At 71.6% G+C, this 16,204-nt stretch carries 18 protein-coding genes; 9 read left to right on the forward strand and 9 right to left on the reverse strand.

Going from position 1 to position 16,204, the window contains the following annotated elements:
- Both ACRDSK_RS11395 and ACRDSK_RS11400 read right to left on the reverse strand, forming a co-directional pair.
- Positions 1 to 885: helix-turn-helix domain-containing protein (locus ACRDSK_RS11395; protein WP_431440224.1), on the reverse strand; the 885-nt coding region annotated here is incomplete at its 3' end.
- A 214-nt stretch (positions 886 to 1,099) separates the two neighbouring features.
- Positions 1,100 to 2,494: a glutamate decarboxylase gene (locus tag ACRDSK_RS11400; protein ID WP_431440226.1), complete on the reverse strand. Its 1,395-nt coding sequence runs from the start codon at positions 2,492 to 2,494 to the stop codon at positions 1,100 to 1,102.
- A gap of 140 nt (positions 2,495 to 2,634) precedes the next feature.
- On the opposite strand from ACRDSK_RS11400, the gene ACRDSK_RS11405 reads away from it, so the two are divergent.
- On the forward strand, positions 2,635 to 3,087 hold the full coding sequence (locus ACRDSK_RS11405; protein ID WP_431440227.1) for an iron chaperone: 453 nt from the start codon (positions 2,635 to 2,637) through the stop codon (positions 3,085 to 3,087).
- 55 nt (positions 3,088 to 3,142) lie between these two features.
- A complete protein-coding gene (locus ACRDSK_RS11410) occupies positions 3,143 to 4,360 on the forward strand; it encodes an alkyl sulfatase dimerization domain-containing protein (RefSeq protein WP_431440228.1) in 1,218 nt (405 codons plus the stop codon).
- Between the two features lie 113 nt (positions 4,361 to 4,473).
- On the opposite strand, the gene ACRDSK_RS11415 is transcribed toward ACRDSK_RS11410, so the two are convergent.
- Both ACRDSK_RS11415 and ACRDSK_RS11420 read right to left on the reverse strand, forming a co-directional pair.
- The gene (locus ACRDSK_RS11415; protein WP_431440229.1) at positions 4,474 to 5,577 is read right to left on the reverse strand and encodes a winged helix DNA-binding domain-containing protein; all 1,104 of its coding nucleotides are present in this window, start codon (positions 5,575 to 5,577) and stop codon (positions 4,474 to 4,476) included.
- A gap of 28 nt (positions 5,578 to 5,605) precedes the next feature.
- On the reverse strand, positions 5,606 to 5,995 hold the full coding sequence (locus ACRDSK_RS11420) for a hypothetical protein (protein WP_431440231.1): 390 nt from the start codon (positions 5,993 to 5,995) through the stop codon (positions 5,606 to 5,608).
- Between the two features lie 74 nt (positions 5,996 to 6,069).
- Between ACRDSK_RS11420 and ACRDSK_RS11425 the strand changes: the two genes are divergently transcribed.
- Positions 6,070 to 7,104 (forward strand): hypothetical protein, encoded by a 1,035-nt coding sequence (locus ACRDSK_RS11425; protein WP_431440232.1) that lies wholly within the window; start codon positions 6,070 to 6,072, stop codon positions 7,102 to 7,104.
- Here the strand turns inward: ACRDSK_RS11425 and ACRDSK_RS11430 are convergent.
- The gene (locus ACRDSK_RS11430) at positions 7,077 to 8,852 is read right to left on the reverse strand and encodes a TIM barrel protein (protein ID WP_431440233.1); all 1,776 of its coding nucleotides are present in this window, start codon (positions 8,850 to 8,852) and stop codon (positions 7,077 to 7,079) included. The genes ACRDSK_RS11425 and ACRDSK_RS11430 overlap by 28 nt on opposite strands.
- The gene (locus tag ACRDSK_RS11435; protein WP_431440234.1) at positions 8,837 to 9,697 is read right to left on the reverse strand and encodes a shikimate dehydrogenase; all 861 of its coding nucleotides are present in this window, start codon (positions 9,695 to 9,697) and stop codon (positions 8,837 to 8,839) included. Before ACRDSK_RS11435 ends, ACRDSK_RS11430 begins: the two co-directional genes overlap by 16 nt.
- A 49-nt stretch (positions 9,698 to 9,746) precedes the next feature.
- Here ACRDSK_RS11435 and ACRDSK_RS11440 point away from each other — a divergent pair, with 49 nt between their 5' ends.
- From ACRDSK_RS11440 to ACRDSK_RS11455, 4 genes are all read left to right on the forward strand, one after another.
- Positions 9,747 to 10,388, forward strand: coding sequence for a TetR/AcrR family transcriptional regulator (locus ACRDSK_RS11440; RefSeq protein ID WP_431440236.1), 642 nt, complete (start codon positions 9,747 to 9,749; stop codon positions 10,386 to 10,388).
- 99 nt (positions 10,389 to 10,487) lie between these two features.
- Positions 10,488 to 11,843 carry an MFS transporter gene (locus ACRDSK_RS11445; protein WP_431440237.1) on the forward strand — a complete coding sequence of 452 codons (1,356 nt, stop codon included), beginning with the start codon at positions 10,488 to 10,490 and terminating at the stop codon, positions 11,841 to 11,843.
- Positions 11,844 to 11,976: 133 nt separating this feature from the next.
- A complete protein-coding gene (locus ACRDSK_RS11450) occupies positions 11,977 to 12,309 on the forward strand; it encodes an STAS domain-containing protein (RefSeq protein ID WP_431440239.1) in 333 nt (110 codons plus the stop codon).
- Between the two features lie 70 nt (positions 12,310 to 12,379).
- Positions 12,380 to 12,943 (forward strand): hypothetical protein, encoded by a 564-nt coding sequence (locus tag ACRDSK_RS11455; protein WP_431440241.1) that lies wholly within the window; start codon positions 12,380 to 12,382, stop codon positions 12,941 to 12,943.
- 38 nt (positions 12,944 to 12,981) lie between these two features.
- On the opposite strand, the gene ACRDSK_RS11460 is transcribed toward ACRDSK_RS11455, so the two are convergent.
- The gene (locus tag ACRDSK_RS11460; RefSeq protein ID WP_431440242.1) at positions 12,982 to 13,557 is read right to left on the reverse strand and encodes a TetR/AcrR family transcriptional regulator; all 576 of its coding nucleotides are present in this window, start codon (positions 13,555 to 13,557) and stop codon (positions 12,982 to 12,984) included.
- Positions 13,558 to 13,612: 55 nt separating this feature from the next.
- On the opposite strand from ACRDSK_RS11460, the gene ACRDSK_RS11465 reads away from it, so the two are divergent.
- Together ACRDSK_RS11465 and ACRDSK_RS11470 are read left to right on the forward strand one after the other, a co-directional pair.
- A complete protein-coding gene (locus ACRDSK_RS11465; RefSeq protein ID WP_431440244.1) occupies positions 13,613 to 13,963 on the forward strand; it encodes a DoxX family protein in 351 nt (116 codons plus the stop codon).
- Between the two features lie 26 nt (positions 13,964 to 13,989).
- A complete protein-coding gene (locus ACRDSK_RS11470) occupies positions 13,990 to 14,127 on the forward strand; it encodes a rhodanese-like domain-containing protein (RefSeq protein WP_431440256.1) in 138 nt (45 codons plus the stop codon).
- On the opposite strand, the gene ACRDSK_RS11475 is transcribed toward ACRDSK_RS11470, so the two are convergent.
- Both ACRDSK_RS11475 and ACRDSK_RS11480 read right to left on the reverse strand, forming a co-directional pair.
- Positions 14,128 to 15,636, reverse strand: coding sequence for a hypothetical protein (locus tag ACRDSK_RS11475; RefSeq protein ID WP_431440246.1), 1,509 nt, complete (start codon positions 15,634 to 15,636; stop codon positions 14,128 to 14,130).
- A gap of 32 nt (positions 15,637 to 15,668) precedes the next feature.
- Positions 15,669 to 16,199, reverse strand: a complete 531-nt coding sequence (locus tag ACRDSK_RS11480) for a DUF1990 family protein (protein WP_431440248.1) — start codon at positions 16,197 to 16,199, stop codon at positions 15,669 to 15,671.
- Positions 16,200 to 16,204: the final 5 nt, after the last annotated feature.

The following is a 16,204-nucleotide window of genomic DNA, read 5'->3' on the forward strand; positions in this document are numbered from 1 at the left end:
CACCACGGCCAGCGCGAGCGGGAGCCGCGCGCACGCCGCGATGATCTCGTCCACGGCCGCGGGTTCGGTCGCGACGCGGTCCGGGCCGAGGCGGTGGCCCAGCAGCTCGCGTGCCTCGGCGGTGGTCAGCAGGTCGAGGGTCACCGGGTGGGCGGTCTCGGCGACGAGGCCGGAGAGCCGGTTCCGGCTGGTGACGATGGCGAGGCAGCCGGGTGCGCCGGGCAGCAGCGGGCGGACCTGTTCGGCGTCGCGCGCGTTGTCGAGCACGACCAGGACCCGCCGGCCGGCCATGAGGCTGCGGTACAGGCCGACCTGGGCCTCGAAGCCGTGCGGCACCTGTCGTGGCGGCACCTCGAACGCGTCGAGGAACCGGCGCACCGCCTCGGCCGGCGGGACCGGCGAGCTGCCCGGGTCGAAGCCGCGCAGGTTCACGTACAGCTGGCCGTCGGGGAACCGGTGCCGCGCACGCTGGGCCCAGTGCACGGCGAGCGCGGTCTTGCCGATCCCGGCGGTGCCGGAGAGCACGGCTATCGCCACTCCGGTGTCGTCCGGTCGTTCGCTGAGCGAGTCGAGCTCGGCCAGCTCGGCGCCGCGGCCGGTGAAGGCCCGGACGTCGGCGGGAAGCTGCGCGGGAATCGTTGGCTGCCGACCCGGCGACGGCGGTCCGGTCGGCTGCTCCCCCGCGGCGGCGCTGAACTCGTCCCGCGCCTGGCCGGTCAGGCCGAACGCCTCGGCGAGAAGTCGCACGGTGTGCGGCCTGGGTGCCGCGATCTCGCCGCTCTCGATCTTGCCGATGCCCCGGACGCTGAGCTGGGCCCGGGTCGCCAGCTCCTCCTGCGTCAAGCCGAGCCGCTTGCGTTGTGCGCGGACGACCTCCCCGAACATCCACTGCTCCCTCGGATATCGGTAGCCCCAGGTCCCCCGCGGAACGCGAGTCGATAGTACCGACGAAGTGCCGACGGCGTTCCTGGCGCCGGCGGCGATCCGGGGGTTATTTTCCGGACAGCCAATGCAACATCTGGCTCCAGGGGGAGCGGGCGATCAGACGGCACCGCGAACCGTCTGGTCGCCCGTCAACGTCAGCCACCGTCCCGGCGAGTCAGGACGTGCGGCGGTGGGCGGAGGCGTGGTCGAAGCTCGCCGCCTCGAGGCCCCGCACCGGTGCGGCCTGGTGCGCCAGCCGCGGCAGCAGGTGGTCGAGGTCGTCGAGGAGCAGGTCGGCGATCTCCCGGCCGGTCCCGTTGCGGATCACCACGCGCATGGCGGCGAGATCCTGCCGGTCGGCCGGGAACGTGTACGCCGGGACCTGCCAGCCCCGCTCGCGCAGCCCGGCCGAGACGTCGAAGACGTTGAAGTTGGTGACGTCGTCGTTCAGCGTGAACGCGAACACCGGCAGCTCGTCGCCGCGGGTGAGCAGCCGGAACGGCCCCATCTCGGCGATCCGGGCGGAGGTGTAGGTCGCCACGTTCCGGCATTCCTGCTGGACCTGCCGGTAGCCCTCCCGGCCCAGCCGCAGGAAGGAGTAGTACTGCGCGACGACCTGCCCGCCGGGGCGGGAGAAGTTCAGCGCGAGCGTGGCCAGCTCGCCGCCCAGGTAGTTCACCCGGAAGACGAGCTCGTCCGGCAGCGCGTCGGCGTCGCGCCAGAGCACCCAGCCCACGCCGGGGTAGACCAGGCCGTACTTGTGGCCCGAGGTGTTGATCGAGGCGACCCGCGGGACCCGGAAGTCCCACTCCAGGTCCGGGTCGACGAACGGGGCGACCATGGCGCCGGACGCGCCGTCGACGTGCACCGGGATGTCCAGCCCGGTGCGGGCCTGCAGGTCGTCGAGGGCGGCGGCGATCTCCGCGACCGGCTCGTAGCTGCCGTCGAAGGTCGAGCCGAGGATCGCCACCACGCCGATCGTGTTCTCGTCGCACAGCCGCACCGCCTGCTCGGCGTCGAGGTGGAAGCGCTCCCCCGCCATCGGTACGAAGCGGGGCTCGACCTCGAAGTAGTTGCAGAACTTGTCCCAGCAGACCTGGACGTTGATGCCCATCACGAGGTTCGGCCGGGCGGTGTCGGCTCCGGTCGCGCGGCGACGGCGCTGCCAGCGCCGTTTCAACGCGAGACCGCCGAACATCGCCGCCTCGCTCGACCCGATCGTCGAGCAGCCCAGGGCCGGAGCCCCGGCCGGCGCGTGCCACAGGCCGGCGAGCATGTTCACGCAGCGTCGCTCGAGCTCGGCGGTCTGCGGGTACTCGTCCTTGTCGATCATGTTCTTGTCGAGGCACTCCGCCATCAGCAGGTCGGCCTGCGGCTCCATCCACGTGGTGACGAACGTGGCGAGGTTGAGGCGCGCGTTGCCGTCGAGCATCAGGTGGTCGTGCACGATCTGGTACGCCGTCGAGGGGTCCATCGGCATGTCCGGCAGCCGATGCTTCGGCACGCTGGCCGCCTCCCCGGCCCGCGCGAACATCGGGTTCACCGCCAGGGACTCGCTGAGCTCCGCCATGGACCCATGATCGTCGCGAGACTCGGCCGAAGCCTCCCCTCGTACGGGTGAGAAGCGGTCAGGAATCGAGAAGCGCTGGTCAGCGAGTCGGCCTAGCGTTGCTGTCAAGACGTCGACCGACACCCGGCGGAGGGACCGCGATGAGCAGCACCAAGCCCAGCACGCACCAGGGATTCACGGCCGAGGAGCGGGCCGCGATGAAGGAGCACGCACAGGAGCTCAAGAAGGAGGCGGGCCGCACGTCACGCGCGGACAAGGCGGCGGGTGCGGAGCAGGACCTGCTTGCCAAGATCGCGGAGATGTCCGACTCCGACCGGGTCATGGCCGAGCGTGTGCACGCCATCGTCAAGGCCAGCGCGCCGACGCTCAGACCCAAACTCTGGTACGGGATGCCCGGCTGGGCGCTGGACGGCAAGGTCGTCTGTTTCTTCCAGGCCGCGGCGAAGTTCAAGACCCGCTACGCGACGCTCGGGTTCAACGAGCCGGCCAAGCTGGACGACGGCCCCATGTGGGCCACCGCCTTCGCCCTGACCGAGGTGACCCCCGAGGTCGAGGCACACATCGCCGACCTCGTCCAGCGAGCGGCAGGCTGAGGCGAGCGGTCGACTGAGCGGTCCTGCGCCGACCGCGTATGCCAAGGTGTGGCGCATGCTGATGAACTACGCGGAACGGATGTGGCGCGGCGAGATCGGCATGGACGGCCTACTCGTCGACGGATCCATCTGGGGCACCGCGCACGAGCTCACCGACGACGTCGCCGTGGTGGCGGGGTTCTCCAACGTCATCGCGTTCCGAACCGGTGCGGGCCTGCTGTTGTTCGACACCGGCATCGAGCTCGCCGCGGCCGCTACGCACCAGGCGGTTCGCCGTTGGTGCGCGGATCCGGTGCGCTACGCGATCTACTCGCACGGCCACGTGGACCATGTCGGCGGCATGGCGCCCTTCGACGCCGAGCCGGGGCCGAAGCCGGTCGTGATCGCGCACGAGGCCGTCCCCCGGCGGTTCGACCGGTACGTGCGGACGAGTGGGTACAACGAGCTGATCAACAGGCGTCAGTTCGGGTTGCCCGAGCTGCGCTGGCCGCGCGAGTACCGGTACCCGGACCGAACCGTGCGCAAAGTGTCCACAGTGGAGCTCGGCGGGCTGACCTTCACCCTGCGGCATGCCCGCGGCGAGACCGACGACCATCTCTGGGCCCACGTCCCCGAGCTCGACATGGTGCTGCCGGGCGACCTGTTCATCTGGAACGCCCCCAACTGCGGCAACCCGCAGAAGGCCCAGCGCTACCCGGCCGAGTGGGCGGCGGCGCTTCGCGCCATGGCAGAGCTCGACGCGAAGTTCCTGGTGCCCAGCCACGGTCCGCCGGTCGTCGGCGCCGACCGCGTTCGCGAGGCGCTGACGACCACCGCCGAATACCTGGAGTCGCTGCTCGACCAGACGCTGGCGCTGATGAACCGCGGCGCACGGCTGGACGAGATCATCCACACCGTCGCCGTGCCGCCGCACCTGGCCGAGAAGCCTTACCTGCGCCCGGCCTACGACGAGCCGGAGTTCATCGTGCGCAACATCTGGCGGCTCTACGGCGGCTGGTGGGACGGCGCGCCGGCATCGTTGAAGCCGCCTCCGGCGAGCCGGGAGGCGACGGTGCTCGCCGAGCTGTGCGGCGGCCCGCGGGCGCTGGCCGACCGAGCCACGCGGGCACTGGCCGAGGACGAGCCCCGCATCGCCGCGCGCCTGGCCGAGCTCGCCGTGCTGGCCGCACCGTCCGATGAGGACATTCGAGCCACGCACCGCACCGTCTTCGCAGCCCTCGCCGAGGCCGCGACCTCCACGATGGCACGCGGCATCTACCGCGACGCCATCTGACCGTCCGGGCGCCTAGTGCCTCGACGATGTTGGTTGGTTGTCCGGCACCGACCACCGCAGCCACACCGAGCAGAACGCCGCCATCGCGTCGATGTGGTCGCCTGGGCCTGGGCTCACAGCAGGCTCGTCGAGACGACTGCGCGTGTGCCCAGGAACATCCCCAGCTCGTCGGCCGCAGCGTGCAGCGCGGCGGTCTCGGCGGCGTCGAAGGGCCGGCGCAGCACGGCCTCGATCACGACCGCGTCGGCCCGGACAGTGCGCTTCCAGCGGCCGGCCACCTGTGTGTCGACCACGATGACGCCGTTCGGCAGGGCGGGCTTGCCCGATGCTGCCGCCAGGTCGCCGAGGTCGAGCAGGTACCTGCTCTGCGTGTAGCCGACGATGTACTCGTCGTAGGCCTGCAGCAGCCGCACCGATGGCGACGGGGCCGGCGCGATGGCGTTCGCGGGCGCGGACCAGTAGGTGACGCCGTCGACAACGGTGCTCTCCAAGGCGTCGCCGGCGAGCGAGAGCCCGGTGGCGATGTCGGCGCGCGTGAGGCTGGACCACCACGCCAGGTCCTTCGCCGTCGCCGGACCGTGGCTGGTGAAGAACCGGCGGACCAGTTCGGCCAGCGCCGCCTCGCGCTCCAGGCTCGCCGCCCGCGGGACCCGCTCCACCAGCAGCGCGTAGGTGTGCTGCTTGCCCCGCAGCGGGCCACTGCAGATCACCCGCTCCAGTTCGGCATGGATGAGGATGTAGCCGAGCCGGAACCCCTTCGCGGTGATGCCGTGGCGGGCGAGCAACGCCGCGATCTCCGTGCGAGTGAGGTGGTTCCCGTCGGCGACCGCGTCGGCGATCAGGTCCGTGGTGCGGCGCAGCAGCGGACCGTCGAGCTCGCCGCGCCGGTAGGCATAGGCGTTGAGCGCGTGGACCCGCGGCGCCGTCAGTTCCAGCAGCCAGCGCAGGTCGGCGGGGGCCACGAAGTGCCACGTCGGGCGTAACACGTGCGTACGCAGGATGACGCCGTCGTCGAACGCGCGATCGAGGCCTGCGTCGGTGACGCCGGGGCCCAGCCGCTGGGCGAGCGCCCACTTCGCCGGGTGGTAGTCCTGCGACTGCAAAGCGCCGAACCAGCCGACCACATCGGCGGCGTCGGCGAACGGGACCGGCTGTGTGCCGCCAAGGCCGACGGCGCCGGTGCGGCGGTGGGCCATCTCGAGCCCCTCCAGCGTCACGGCTGCCCGCCTCGGTGTTGTCGAAGCATTAGGTCTGCGAGCCTCCGCCAACTCCGGCGCGGATGTGTTCGTCGGTGAGTCGTTCGCACGGACACCAGTCGCCGTCGCAGGGTTGGCCGACCTCGCTGCCGTACGGACCGAGCCCGCGCATCGTCGTCAGGACCTCGTCGCGTTGCTCGTCGGTCAGCGCTGGGCGGGCGTCGACCTCGAGGTCCCACGCCGGCGCCGTGGTCGGGAGGTCCTGGACATCGCCGGCGACGACACCGGCAACGAACAGCGTGAACCGCGGATGGTCGGGGAAGCCGTTGCGCCGCAACACCCACCACGCGTCGTCCACCCTCGCGGCATAGACGAACACGGGCGCGTCGGTGCGTCGCCACACCACGGGGCGCGCCAGCACATCCACCGGCTCGGTCATGGTGCCAGCATGTGCCGTCCGGCCACCGCCTGGCAAGATCGACCGCGGCGGGCGTCGGCAACGGGAGGGTGGACATGGACGCGGAGCAGGCAACTTCCCTGGTGGTGGAACGGATCCGGTCGCACGGCCTGGACTACCCCACGCAGGAGCTGACCGCGGCTCAGTTCGACGGCGGCTGGTGCGTGTACGCGCTGGAGATGATCACCGACACGGACGAGGCGCCGCGGGAGACGCGGGCGGTGTTCCTCGTCGGCGAGTCCGGGCGGATCGAGGAGGTCACGTCCTCGGCGCCGCTGGAGGAGGCTCGCGAGTGGTTCATGGAGTCGTGCATCTGGTTCAGCGCGCTCGAGCCCGACCGATCGCCGGACTCCGGCCTCCCCTCGGCCCCCGATCTCATGGTCCACGTGCCGCCGCGCGCCACGACCGACTACGACCGCGCGGCCATCGACGCCCTCGCGCGGGGACTGACCCACGAACGCGACTTCAGCGGCTGGCTGGCCGACCGCCTTGGCGAGCTGGCCGATCTCCTTGGTGGCGGCAGCCGCCTGATCGCCCGACGCCCGAACGGCTGGGCGGCCGACCAGGTGCGGAGCCTCGCCGATACCAACGAGTCCTACGACACCGGGGTGTGGCAGACCTGGCCGGCGATCGACCCCGCACGCCTGCCCGAAGTCGACACCACCGGGTGGCTGCTCACCCCGTGCGTGGCGGCGTGTGAGTACCTGGAGGGCCTGGAGTCCGAGTCGCCCGCCGCGACGCGCCTGGCCGACGCCGTCGCCGAGCGCGCCGAGCAGGTGCCCTCGTGGCTCGCCTGCAACGTGGCCGAGCTGATGCCCCAGCTCGTCGCGCTGCGCCGAAGCGAACAGCTCGACGCCGACCTCGACACGCTGCGACGGGTCACCGCCGAGGACGGCGGCATCGTCGACCGGGTGCTGATGGCCCCCGCCGACGCGGACGTCGAGGCCCTGATGCGCCTCGCCATCGACGCCGAACAGCATCAGCGCGAGTACATCGAGATCGATGCCGCGGCGACGGCCGCCTACCGCCGCATCCTCGACCGCCTCGACCTGTTCTTCGAGAACTACGGGCTCGAAGCACTGTTCGAGTGACCGGCCCGCACTCGTAGCTGGCGGTGGGCGGCCATGCGCACGGGCGAGTTGTTCACGCCGTACCCGGCGTAGCCGCCGATGCGTTGCACCACCTCGAAGAACACCCGGCCGCCGAGGATGTGGGTGTAGAAGTGCAGTAGCTCGCCGTGCTCGTCGCGGTCGTAGAGCACGGAGGTCTCGCGCAGCCGTGCCAGGTGTGGCGGGGCCAGCCGGGCGTCGAGGTCGTCGTAGTAGTTGGCCGGGATGTCGAGCAGCGGCGCACCGGTCGCGCGCATGACGCTCGCGGCCTCGATCGCGTCGTCGGTGGTGAAGGCGATGTGTTGCGGATCGGGCACCGCGGGCGCCCACTCGCCGCGGCGCAACGTGGCCACGCTGTGCGCGATGCGGACGCGGCCCGCGGGGTCGCGTGCGGAGAGGCTGCGGACCAGGCCGAACGGTGCGGCGAACTCGGCGGCCGGCTCGGCCTCCAGCCCCAGCACGCTCCGGTAGAACAGCGCGGTCTGGTCGACGTCGTCGAACGGCGCGGTGAGCGACACGTGGTCGATGTCGGTCAGCAGCCCCGGCTCGACTGCGGCCGACGAGCCGAAGGCGATCGCGGTTCCGTCGGGCGCCTCGATCGCGCCGTCGGCCCGGGTGGAGGCGAGCAGCCGCGCCGCCCGCCGAGCCGCGACCGCCGGGTCGGCACTGTCCACACCGAACGCCGCGATCCGGGCGGTGGCGTCGTCGGTTTCGGGCAACAGGATGCTGGCGCGGCCCTGCGCCCAGGCGTCGCCGTGCCGGCGAAACCCCATGGCGCGCAACGTTTCCGCCACCTCCGCCGCCCCGGACGTCGCCACCTCGACATGCGTGTAGCCGGACATCCTCGGCGCCGGCGGCAGCCCGGGGACCCGCACGCGCTCCCGAACCGCGGGCGACCCGTCCGCCGCGAGCCGCTCCCGAAGTACCAGCAGCGAGCGCATCGCATCGACGGCCGTGTGGTGCGGGTCGGCTTGGCGGAACACGTCGTTGAACACCTCGAGCGACAACGGCCCGGCATACCCGGTGGCGAGCACGTGGTCGACGAACCGGACGAGGTCGAACCCACCCTGGCCCGGGAACAGCCGGTGGTGGCGACTCCACTGCAGCACATCCATCCGCAGCCGCGGCGCGTCGGCCAGCTGCAGGAAGAACAGCTTCTCGCCCGGGATGACGCGGATGCCGGCCGGGTCGCTGCCTCTGGACAGGACGTGGAAGCTGTCCAGGCACAACCCGAGCGCGGGGTGTGCGGCGCGCCGCACGATCCGCCAGGAATGGTCGTAGGTGTCGACGAACCGGCCCCAGGCGAGCGCCTCATAGGCGATCCGCAGCCCCCGGTCGGCGGCGCGGGAGGCCAGCAGGTGCAGCTGCTCGGCGGCGAGGTCGTCGTCGTCCACCGCGTCCGCCGAGACCGACGAGCAGACCAGCATGGTGTCCACGCCGAGCTGCTCCATCACGTCGAACTTGTGCTCCGCGCGCCGCAGGTTCGCCGCGAGGACGTCCGGCGGCACCGCCTCGAAGTCGCGGAACGGCTGGTATAGATCGATCGAGAGGCCGAGCTCGGCGCAGCGGTCGCGGATCTGCTTGGGCGACCACGGCGAGACGACGAGGTCGTTCTCGAAGATCTCCACGCCGTCGAAGCCGGCCTCGGCGACCGCGGCGAGCTTGTCGTCGAGCGTGCCGGACAGACACACGGTCGCGATGCCGAGCCGCGGGCTCACCACGTCGTGCACGGTGCCTCCAGCGTGTCGAGATGGCGCAGCATCCGGTCCGCGTCGGGGGTGTGGCCGGTGAACAGGCGGAACGCGTCGGCGGCCTGGAAGACGGCCATCCGCCCGCCGTCGAGCACTCGGCAGCCGCGGGCGCGGGCACTCTCCACGAGCGCCGTGTTGAGCGGGCGGTAGACCACGTCGGCCACCCACAGCCGCTCGTCGAGCAGCTCGGCCGGCACGGGCAGGCCGGGATGGGTGTCCATGCCGGTCGGCGTCGCGTGTACCAGACCGTCCACTGAGGACAGGGCGGTCGGGAGCGCGTGTCCCGCGACCGCCCTGCCACGCCCGAAGCGCGTCGTGAGCGCGGCGACGAGGGACTCCGCCCGCGCGGGCTGGAGGTCGAACACCTCGACCCGGCCGGCGCCCAGGGTGAGCAGCGCGTGCGCGCACGCCGCGCCGGCGCCACCCGCACCGACTAGCACGACCCGGTCGAGCCGCACGTCCGGCAGCCCGAGCTCGACGGCGCGCGCGAAGCCCGTCGTGTCGGTGTTGTGGCCGATCGCCTTGCCGTCGCGGAACACCACGGTGTTCACCGCACCGAGCGCGGCGGCCGTCGGCTCGAGCTCGTCGAGGTGGTCCAGCACGCGCTGCTTGCACGGATGCGTGACGTTGAGCCCGTCGTAGCCGGCGAGCCGGGCGGCGGCGAGCACGTCGCCGACCGCGTCCGCGGGCAGCCCGAGCTCGTCGAGGTCCAGCCTTCGGTAGAGGTAACGCAGCCCCAGCAGGTCCGCCTCGCGCTCGTGCAGCGCTGGGCTCAACGAGGGTCCGATGCCCGTGCCGACGAGGCCCACGAGATAGCCGTCCACAACAATGAACGTACCAGATAGTTACTTAGCCGGGCGCTACATTGGTCCGGTGGCACAGCCCGACCGTCCAGACCGTCTCCGCGACGCCGAACGAACCCGCGCCGAGATCATCCAGGTCGCGACCCGCGAGTTCGCCGACAAGGGCTACGCCGGCGCCCGGGTGGACGAGATCGCCGCGAAGATGAGCACCACCAAGCGGATGATCTACTACTACTTCGGCAACAAGGAGCAGCTCTACATCGAGGTGCTCGAGCACGCCTACGCCGGCATCCGAGCCATGGAGCAGCAGCTCGACGTCGAGCACCTCGACCCGGTCGACGCCATCCGGCAGCTCGCCGAGCTGACCTTCGACCACCACGAGTCGCACCCGGACTTCATCCGGCTCGTCAGCATCGAGAACATCCACCGCGCCAAGCACATCTCCCGCTCGACCGTCCTGTCCGGACTCGCCAACCCGGCCCTGGACGTGCTCGCCCGGATCCTCGGCCGCGGCGCCGCGGCCGGCGTGTTCCGCGAGGGCGTGGACCCGCTCGACATCCACCTGGTGATCAGCTCCTACTGCGTCTTCCGCATCGCGAACCAGCACACCTGGGGCGCGATCTTCAAGCGGGACTTGCTCGATCCCGAGCACCGCGACCAGCAACGCAAGCTGCTCGGCGACCTGATCGTCGACCACCTGACCGCGCGCTGACCCTCCCCCGCCCCTTGACAAGTCACGGTCGCCACTCGTATTAACTATCCAGTTCGTACGTACTCCTGGTCCGCGACGACGCACGACAGAGGAGCCACCGTGAGCACCGAACCGCCCGCGTCCCCCACCGACTCCCCGACTGCCCCTGGAAAGCCCCGGCAGGCCGCGGTCGCGGCGTGGATCGGCAGTGCGCTCGAGTACTACGACTTCTTCATCTACGGCACCGCCGCCGCGCTGGTGTTCAGCAAGGTCTTCTTTCCCGACTCCGACCCGGCCACCGGCACCCTGCTCGCGGTGGCCACGTTCGGTGTCGGCTACGCGGCACGCCCGGTCGGCGCGTTCATCCTCGGCCATGTCGGCGACCGGTTCGGTCGCAAGAAGGTCCTGGTCTTCACCCTGCTGCTGATGGGCGTCGCGACGTTCCTCGTCGGCTGCCTGCCCACCTACGACCAGGTCGGCGTGCTGGCCCCGGTGCTGCTCGTGGCGCTGCGCCTGCTGCAGGGCCTGTCCGCGGCGGGCGAGCAGGCGGGCGCGAACTCGATGACGCTCGAACACGCGCCGCCGCACCGGCGCGCGTACTACACGAGCTTCACCCTCAGCGGCACCCAGGCCGGGCAGATCCTTGCCACGGCGGCGTTCCTGCCGGTCGCGGCCATGCCAGAGGACGCGCTGCTGTCGTGGGGCTGGCGGGTGCCGTTCTGGGCGAGCGCGCTCGTGGTCGTCGTCGGCTACGTGATCCGGCGGCGGTTGGCGGAGACGCCGGTGTTCGAGCGTCAGGTCGCGACCGACGCTGTGGCCCGGATGCCCGTCGTGGACCTGTTCCGCGACCACTGGCGCGACGTGCTGCGTGTCGTGCTGGCCGCGGTGATCGCGTCGGTGAGCACGATCTTCACCGTCTACGCGCTGAGCTACGGGGTCAACACGGTCGGCCTCGAGCGCACGCCGATGTTGTGGGTCGGGGTGCTGGCCAACGTCGTCGCGCTCGCCGCGCTGCCGCTGTGGGCCACCTTGTCCGATCGGATCGGCCGCAAGCCGATCTTCATCGCCGGCTCGCTCGGCAGCGCCGCGCTGATGTTCGCCTACCTCGGCGCGATCTCGGCGGGCAACTACCCGATGATCTTCCTCGTCGGCATCGTGATGTTCGGTGTGGTCTACAGCGCGACCAACGGGATCTGGCCGTCGTTCTACGGGGAGATGTTCACCGCGCGGGTGCGGTTGTCCGGCATGGCGATCGGCACGCAGCTCGGCTTCGCGATCGCCGGCTTCTCCCCCACGATCGCCGCCGCCCTCGACGGCGAGGACGGCACGAACTGGCTCCCCGTCGCGATTCTCGTCGCGGCGCTGTGCCTGGTGAACGTGCTGGCGGTCGCCTCGGCGCGGGAGACCTACCGGGTGCCGACCGAGAAGCTCGGCACCCGGCCGGAGCCGGCCTCGTCCAGTCCGGTCACCGCCTGACGGCGTCTGGCCGCCGCGCGACGCGTTTCTCGTCGGGGCGCTGGGGTAATCACGGCCAAGCGACCGACTCACCCTGCGGATGGCACCCATGACAAGCGTTCTCGCTCCCCGGCCAGCCAGGTCGGTGCTGGCGGTGACGCGTTCCCGAGTGCCGCACCCGGTGCTCGTGATCGCGCCGGCCGGCACCCTCGACACCGAGACCAGTCCCGCGTTCGCGGACTTCGTGGACGAGTCGCTGCATGCCCGACCGGCGACCGAAGCCGTCATCCTCGACCTCACCGAGGTCGCTCTCCTGACCCACGGCGGGCTGCGTGCGGTCCGCGGCGCACGCCGGCACGTCGAACGGCACGGCATCCGCGTGGTGATCGTCGCCGAGCCGGGCGGTCTGGTCGCCCGCGCGCTCTACGGTACGACGGTGTTCGACACCCGGCGCGAAGCCATCTCCGCGGCCCGCCTCAGCGCCTGACGGTTGAATCGACCCCCATCGGCGCGGCGTCTGCGCGAGGATGGCCGCAGCAGTCGATGGGGGGCGAACGATGGATGTCGTCGAGGTCAGCCAGGCGTTGGAAGAGATGCCGGGGGTTCAGGTCGCGGTGGCGGCCGGCCAGGTCAGCGTGTACGTCCCCGCCATCGAGGACGCGGTGCACATCGACCCCGCCGCGGTGACCGGGTGCCGGCGCATCCAGGCCCCGAACGGGGATCCCGCCGTGCAGTTCGTGCTGAACGACGCGCCGCTGATCATCGCGCCGGGCGACGTGGTCTTCGAGCCGGTGGACACCGGGGCTGTGCTGGACTCCACGATGGCGTACCGGATCACCAACGCGCCGGAGCTCGTCGCCTACACGGAGATGGAGCGCGACGCCGAGACGACCGCGCGGAACTGCGAACGACCAGGACCGATAAATGTGGACAGTGCGGCGGCCACCCTCCTGGCGGTGCGGTGCTGCATCGTCGCGGCCGCGCGGGTCGGCTTGCGGCCGGTGCGCAGTGTGGCGTGGTGGCAACGAGGCTTCACCGCGCTGGGCGGCGAGCTGCCTCTACCACCGTTCCGAACCGACCCGGTATGGGACGAGCTGACGCGCGAGGCGTCCTCGCGGTAGGCAACGGCGGCCGGTACTCAGGGTCTCCGGCCAGCCCATCACGCATCCCGCTCGTCGAGCGCACCGAACAGGCGCTCCAACGCCTCGGCGAACCGGTCGCCGTCGATGGACAGGGACTCGTCGAGCAGTACCTGCAGCAGCATGCCGTGGAACAGGCCGAGCACCAGGCCGGCGGCGTCGTGGCCGGGCTGGTCGGCGCCCAGGCCCAGCACGCCCGCGACGTTGGGCCGCGCCCGGCGGAAGCCGTCGGCGAGCAGGGCCCGCAGACGGTCGTCGTGCTGGGCCTTCGGCAATGCGGCCAGGTAGTTCCGGGCCAACCCGGTGTGCCGGCTTGGCTCGAGAACGCCGACGGCGGACCGAAGCCGCGCCGCGGGCGACTGGCCCGCCACCTCACCCAGGCGGGCGTCGATCTCGACGAGCCAGCGGTCCAGGCCCTCGATCGCCGCCTCCGTCACCAGAGTGTCCTTGGAGCCGAAGTGGTAGGTGATCGACGCGATGTTCGCGCCGGACGCCTCCGCGATCGCCCGCGCTGTGATTCGCTCCGGCGGCAGGCTTTCCAGGCAGCGCAACGTGCCTTCGATCAGCTGCGCGCGGTTGCTCCGCTGCGGGCTCACGGGTGCCTCCTAGAGATGCCTTGCGTGAAACTGTACATATGTTTAGATTGAGACGGTGTTCATCGCGACCCTGATCGTCTCCGGTCTGCTCGCCGCCCTGCTCGTCGTGTCGGCCGCGCTGAAACTCTCCCACCGTGAGTCGGTCGTGCGCGGTTACGTTCGCGTCGGCGTGCCGGAGGACAAGCTCAACTACCTCGCGGCCGTCCTCCTCGCGGGTGCCGCCGGGCTCGTGGTCGGCCTGTGGTGGGCACCGCTCGGCGTCGCCGCGGCCGTCGGGTTGGTGTGCTACTTCCTCGGCGCCGTCGCGTTCCACGTCCGCGCCCGCGACCTCGCGAACCTGACCCGGCCCATCGGCTACGAGGTTCTCGCCGTCGCCGCGCTGGTCCTGCGCCTCGCCACCCTCTGATCCGCTGACGCTGCGCGGTCGTTCGGCTGCGAAAAGTCGTCGGCCGCTCCGCGCTCGCCACCGTCGCCCTCGCGACCCTCGGCTACAAGGACGTGGCGCACCTGGACGGCGGCCTCAAAGCCTGGCGGGACGACGAACGTCCCGTCGTCACGCCGGAGGCCTGATCAGCTCAGGTGGGTCGTCGTGATCTGCTCGGCCACGGCGTCGGCGACGTCGAACTGTGCCGGGTCGATCGGAGCGTCTCTTGTGGAGCCGGTCCTCGCCGACGCGTGTGCCGTCACCGACAGGGTGCCGCCGTAGGGCAGGGCCACGTCGAGGCGGCGCACGTGCCACGGCGACTCCACCGACTCGACCACGCGAACGGGCAGGCCGGCCATGGTCGTCCGCGTCGCGGTCGGTTCAGCTCGTACCCGTCCCGGGGCGAGCCGGACCGTGACCCGGGCCGTACGGGTGGGCTCGACGAACACGCAGCCGACCGCGTCGTCGACCACCGGGCGGAGCGTGCCGCCGGCGCGCTGGCGGACGGCATCGACCGCGAACGCGCAGTTGACGTGGGCGTCGACGGTCGCGGCACGGACCAGGTCGGCCTTCTGGCCGGGCACGGCCATCGCGGCGTACGGCTGGCAGCGCGCCGGGTCGGCCGCGTAGTAGCCGCAGGCGCCGGCGACCGGGAGGTCTGGCTCGTCCGGACGGTAGAGCAGCCCGTGCCGCGGGACCACCGGCGATCCCGTCGTCGGTGCCCGCAGCACGGCCGTCATGAGCTGCTCCGCCCGTGGACAGTCCGGTGCGGACAGTTCCAGCAGCTGCTCGGCCTCGGGACCGGCCGGGCCGTTGCTCCACCGGACCGTGCACACCTCGGGTGCGTCGCTGACCATGGTCGGCCGGCCCGCGATCCGCTTCGGCACGCCGCCGGTCTGCACGCGGCCATAGGCGAACCGGAGCCGGATCGCCTCACCGGTCGGCGGTCGCACCGGGTCGGCGAAACAACCGTCGATGCCGTAGTCGCCCATGCTCTCGTGGTCGAGGTGGTAGCCGTACGGGTCGTCGAGGGCCGCGCCCAGCGCCGCGCAGGGATCCCAGCTCGCCATCGGCGCAGACGCGCCTGGCCGCAGGGTTTCGGGTCGGGCCAGCCGAAGCGCCGCCTCGCTCGCCGACGCCGCGGCGACCGCGCACAGGTCACGGGTCGTCGGCGTCGCACCCGCGAGCGCGATGAACCGCACCGACAACGACCGGCTCACCGGCAGGTGCAGGAAGCACATCGACCGCGGGTCGTTGCCCCAGCGCTCTACATAAGCCTTGGCTCCGCCGAGGGTTCGCGGGTAGAAGTCGCCGAGCCGGTCCCGGGCGGGAAACCAGATGCCGAGCCGAACCGACACCCGGGCGCCGTCCGGCGCCGCCAGCTCGCACCGGTGCGGACCCAGTGCCACCGGACGCGAGCCGGCCGGGAAACCGGCGGCGCGGGCGTCGAGCAACGCACACGCGTCGATCAGCCGGAGCGCGGCCACCACCGCGCGCTCGTCCCCTCTCGACGGCACGTCCACCCGGGGATGCTCGACCAGCGGCAGGCGCGACGGCTCCCCCTCGACCGTGCAGGCGGCCAGCGCCAGGACAGCGGCGACGACGCAGACACATCGCCGCCACACCCGCCGGCCGACACAACCGATGATGGCCACCTCACCAGGACGTTTCGTCCCCGCAGTCTATTTCACCGGCCGAAGGCTCGAAGGTAGCGCGAGGTGACGAGGTCCTGGACGCCTCTGCCGAACGGGCCGGCACACCTGGTGAGGAGACTGGCGGGCCGGGAGAAGGCGGTGATCGTGAAGGTCGTGGTGCCATCTTCCTGTCGCTCCAACACGAACGCCTCCTCCCCGCTCTCGGCGTGGCCGGGCAGCGTGCCGTAGGCGAAGCCCCGGCGGTGAGGCTCGTCGACCACGTACACGACCCGGCACGGCGCCCGCACCGACACCGGACCGAGGCCGATGCGCAGCTCGACGACCGCGTCGGGCACGACCCGGGCGTCCGACGCGGCCACTCGAAGGCCCGCACGCTCCTGCACCCGCCAACGGAACAGGTCGTAAGCCGCCGCCTCGAAGTCGACGGCGGGCAACCGGACCGTGCGGTCGATGACGCGGTAGCCTCGCGGCAGGTCGCCGGCCGTGGCGCCGACCTCGGCGTAGGTCAATCGCTCGGCGCGCAGCGCCGCCGCTCGCGTTCGGGTTAGCGCAATTGCGGCCATTCGCC

Origin of the sequence: Actinophytocola sp., assembly GCF_050699915.1 — a bacterium.
In the GTDB taxonomy this organism is placed as follows: Bacteria; Actinomycetota; Actinomycetes; order Mycobacteriales; family Pseudonocardiaceae; genus Actinophytocola.

Coding starts and splice junctions, on each gene's coding strand:
- ACRDSK_RS11405 (WP_431440227.1), top strand. CDS start 2,635: ATGAGCAGCACCAAGCCCAGCACGCACCAGGGATTCACGGCCGAGGAG.
- ACRDSK_RS11420 (WP_431440231.1), bottom strand. CDS start 5,995: ATGACCGAGCCGGTGGATGTGCTGGCGCGCCCCGTGGTGTGGCGACGC.
- ACRDSK_RS11410 (WP_431440228.1), top strand. CDS start 3,143: ATGCTGATGAACTACGCGGAACGGATGTGGCGCGGCGAGATCGGCATG.
- ACRDSK_RS11425 (WP_431440232.1), top strand. CDS start 6,070: ATGGACGCGGAGCAGGCAACTTCCCTGGTGGTGGAACGGATCCGGTCG.
- ACRDSK_RS11455 (WP_431440241.1), top strand. CDS start 12,380: ATGGATGTCGTCGAGGTCAGCCAGGCGTTGGAAGAGATGCCGGGGGTT.
- ACRDSK_RS11480 (WP_431440248.1), bottom strand. CDS start 16,199: ATGGCCGCAATTGCGCTAACCCGAACGCGAGCGGCGGCGCTGCGCGCC.
- ACRDSK_RS11400 (WP_431440226.1), bottom strand. CDS start 2,494: ATGGCGGAGCTCAGCGAGTCCCTGGCGGTGAACCCGATGTTCGCGCGG.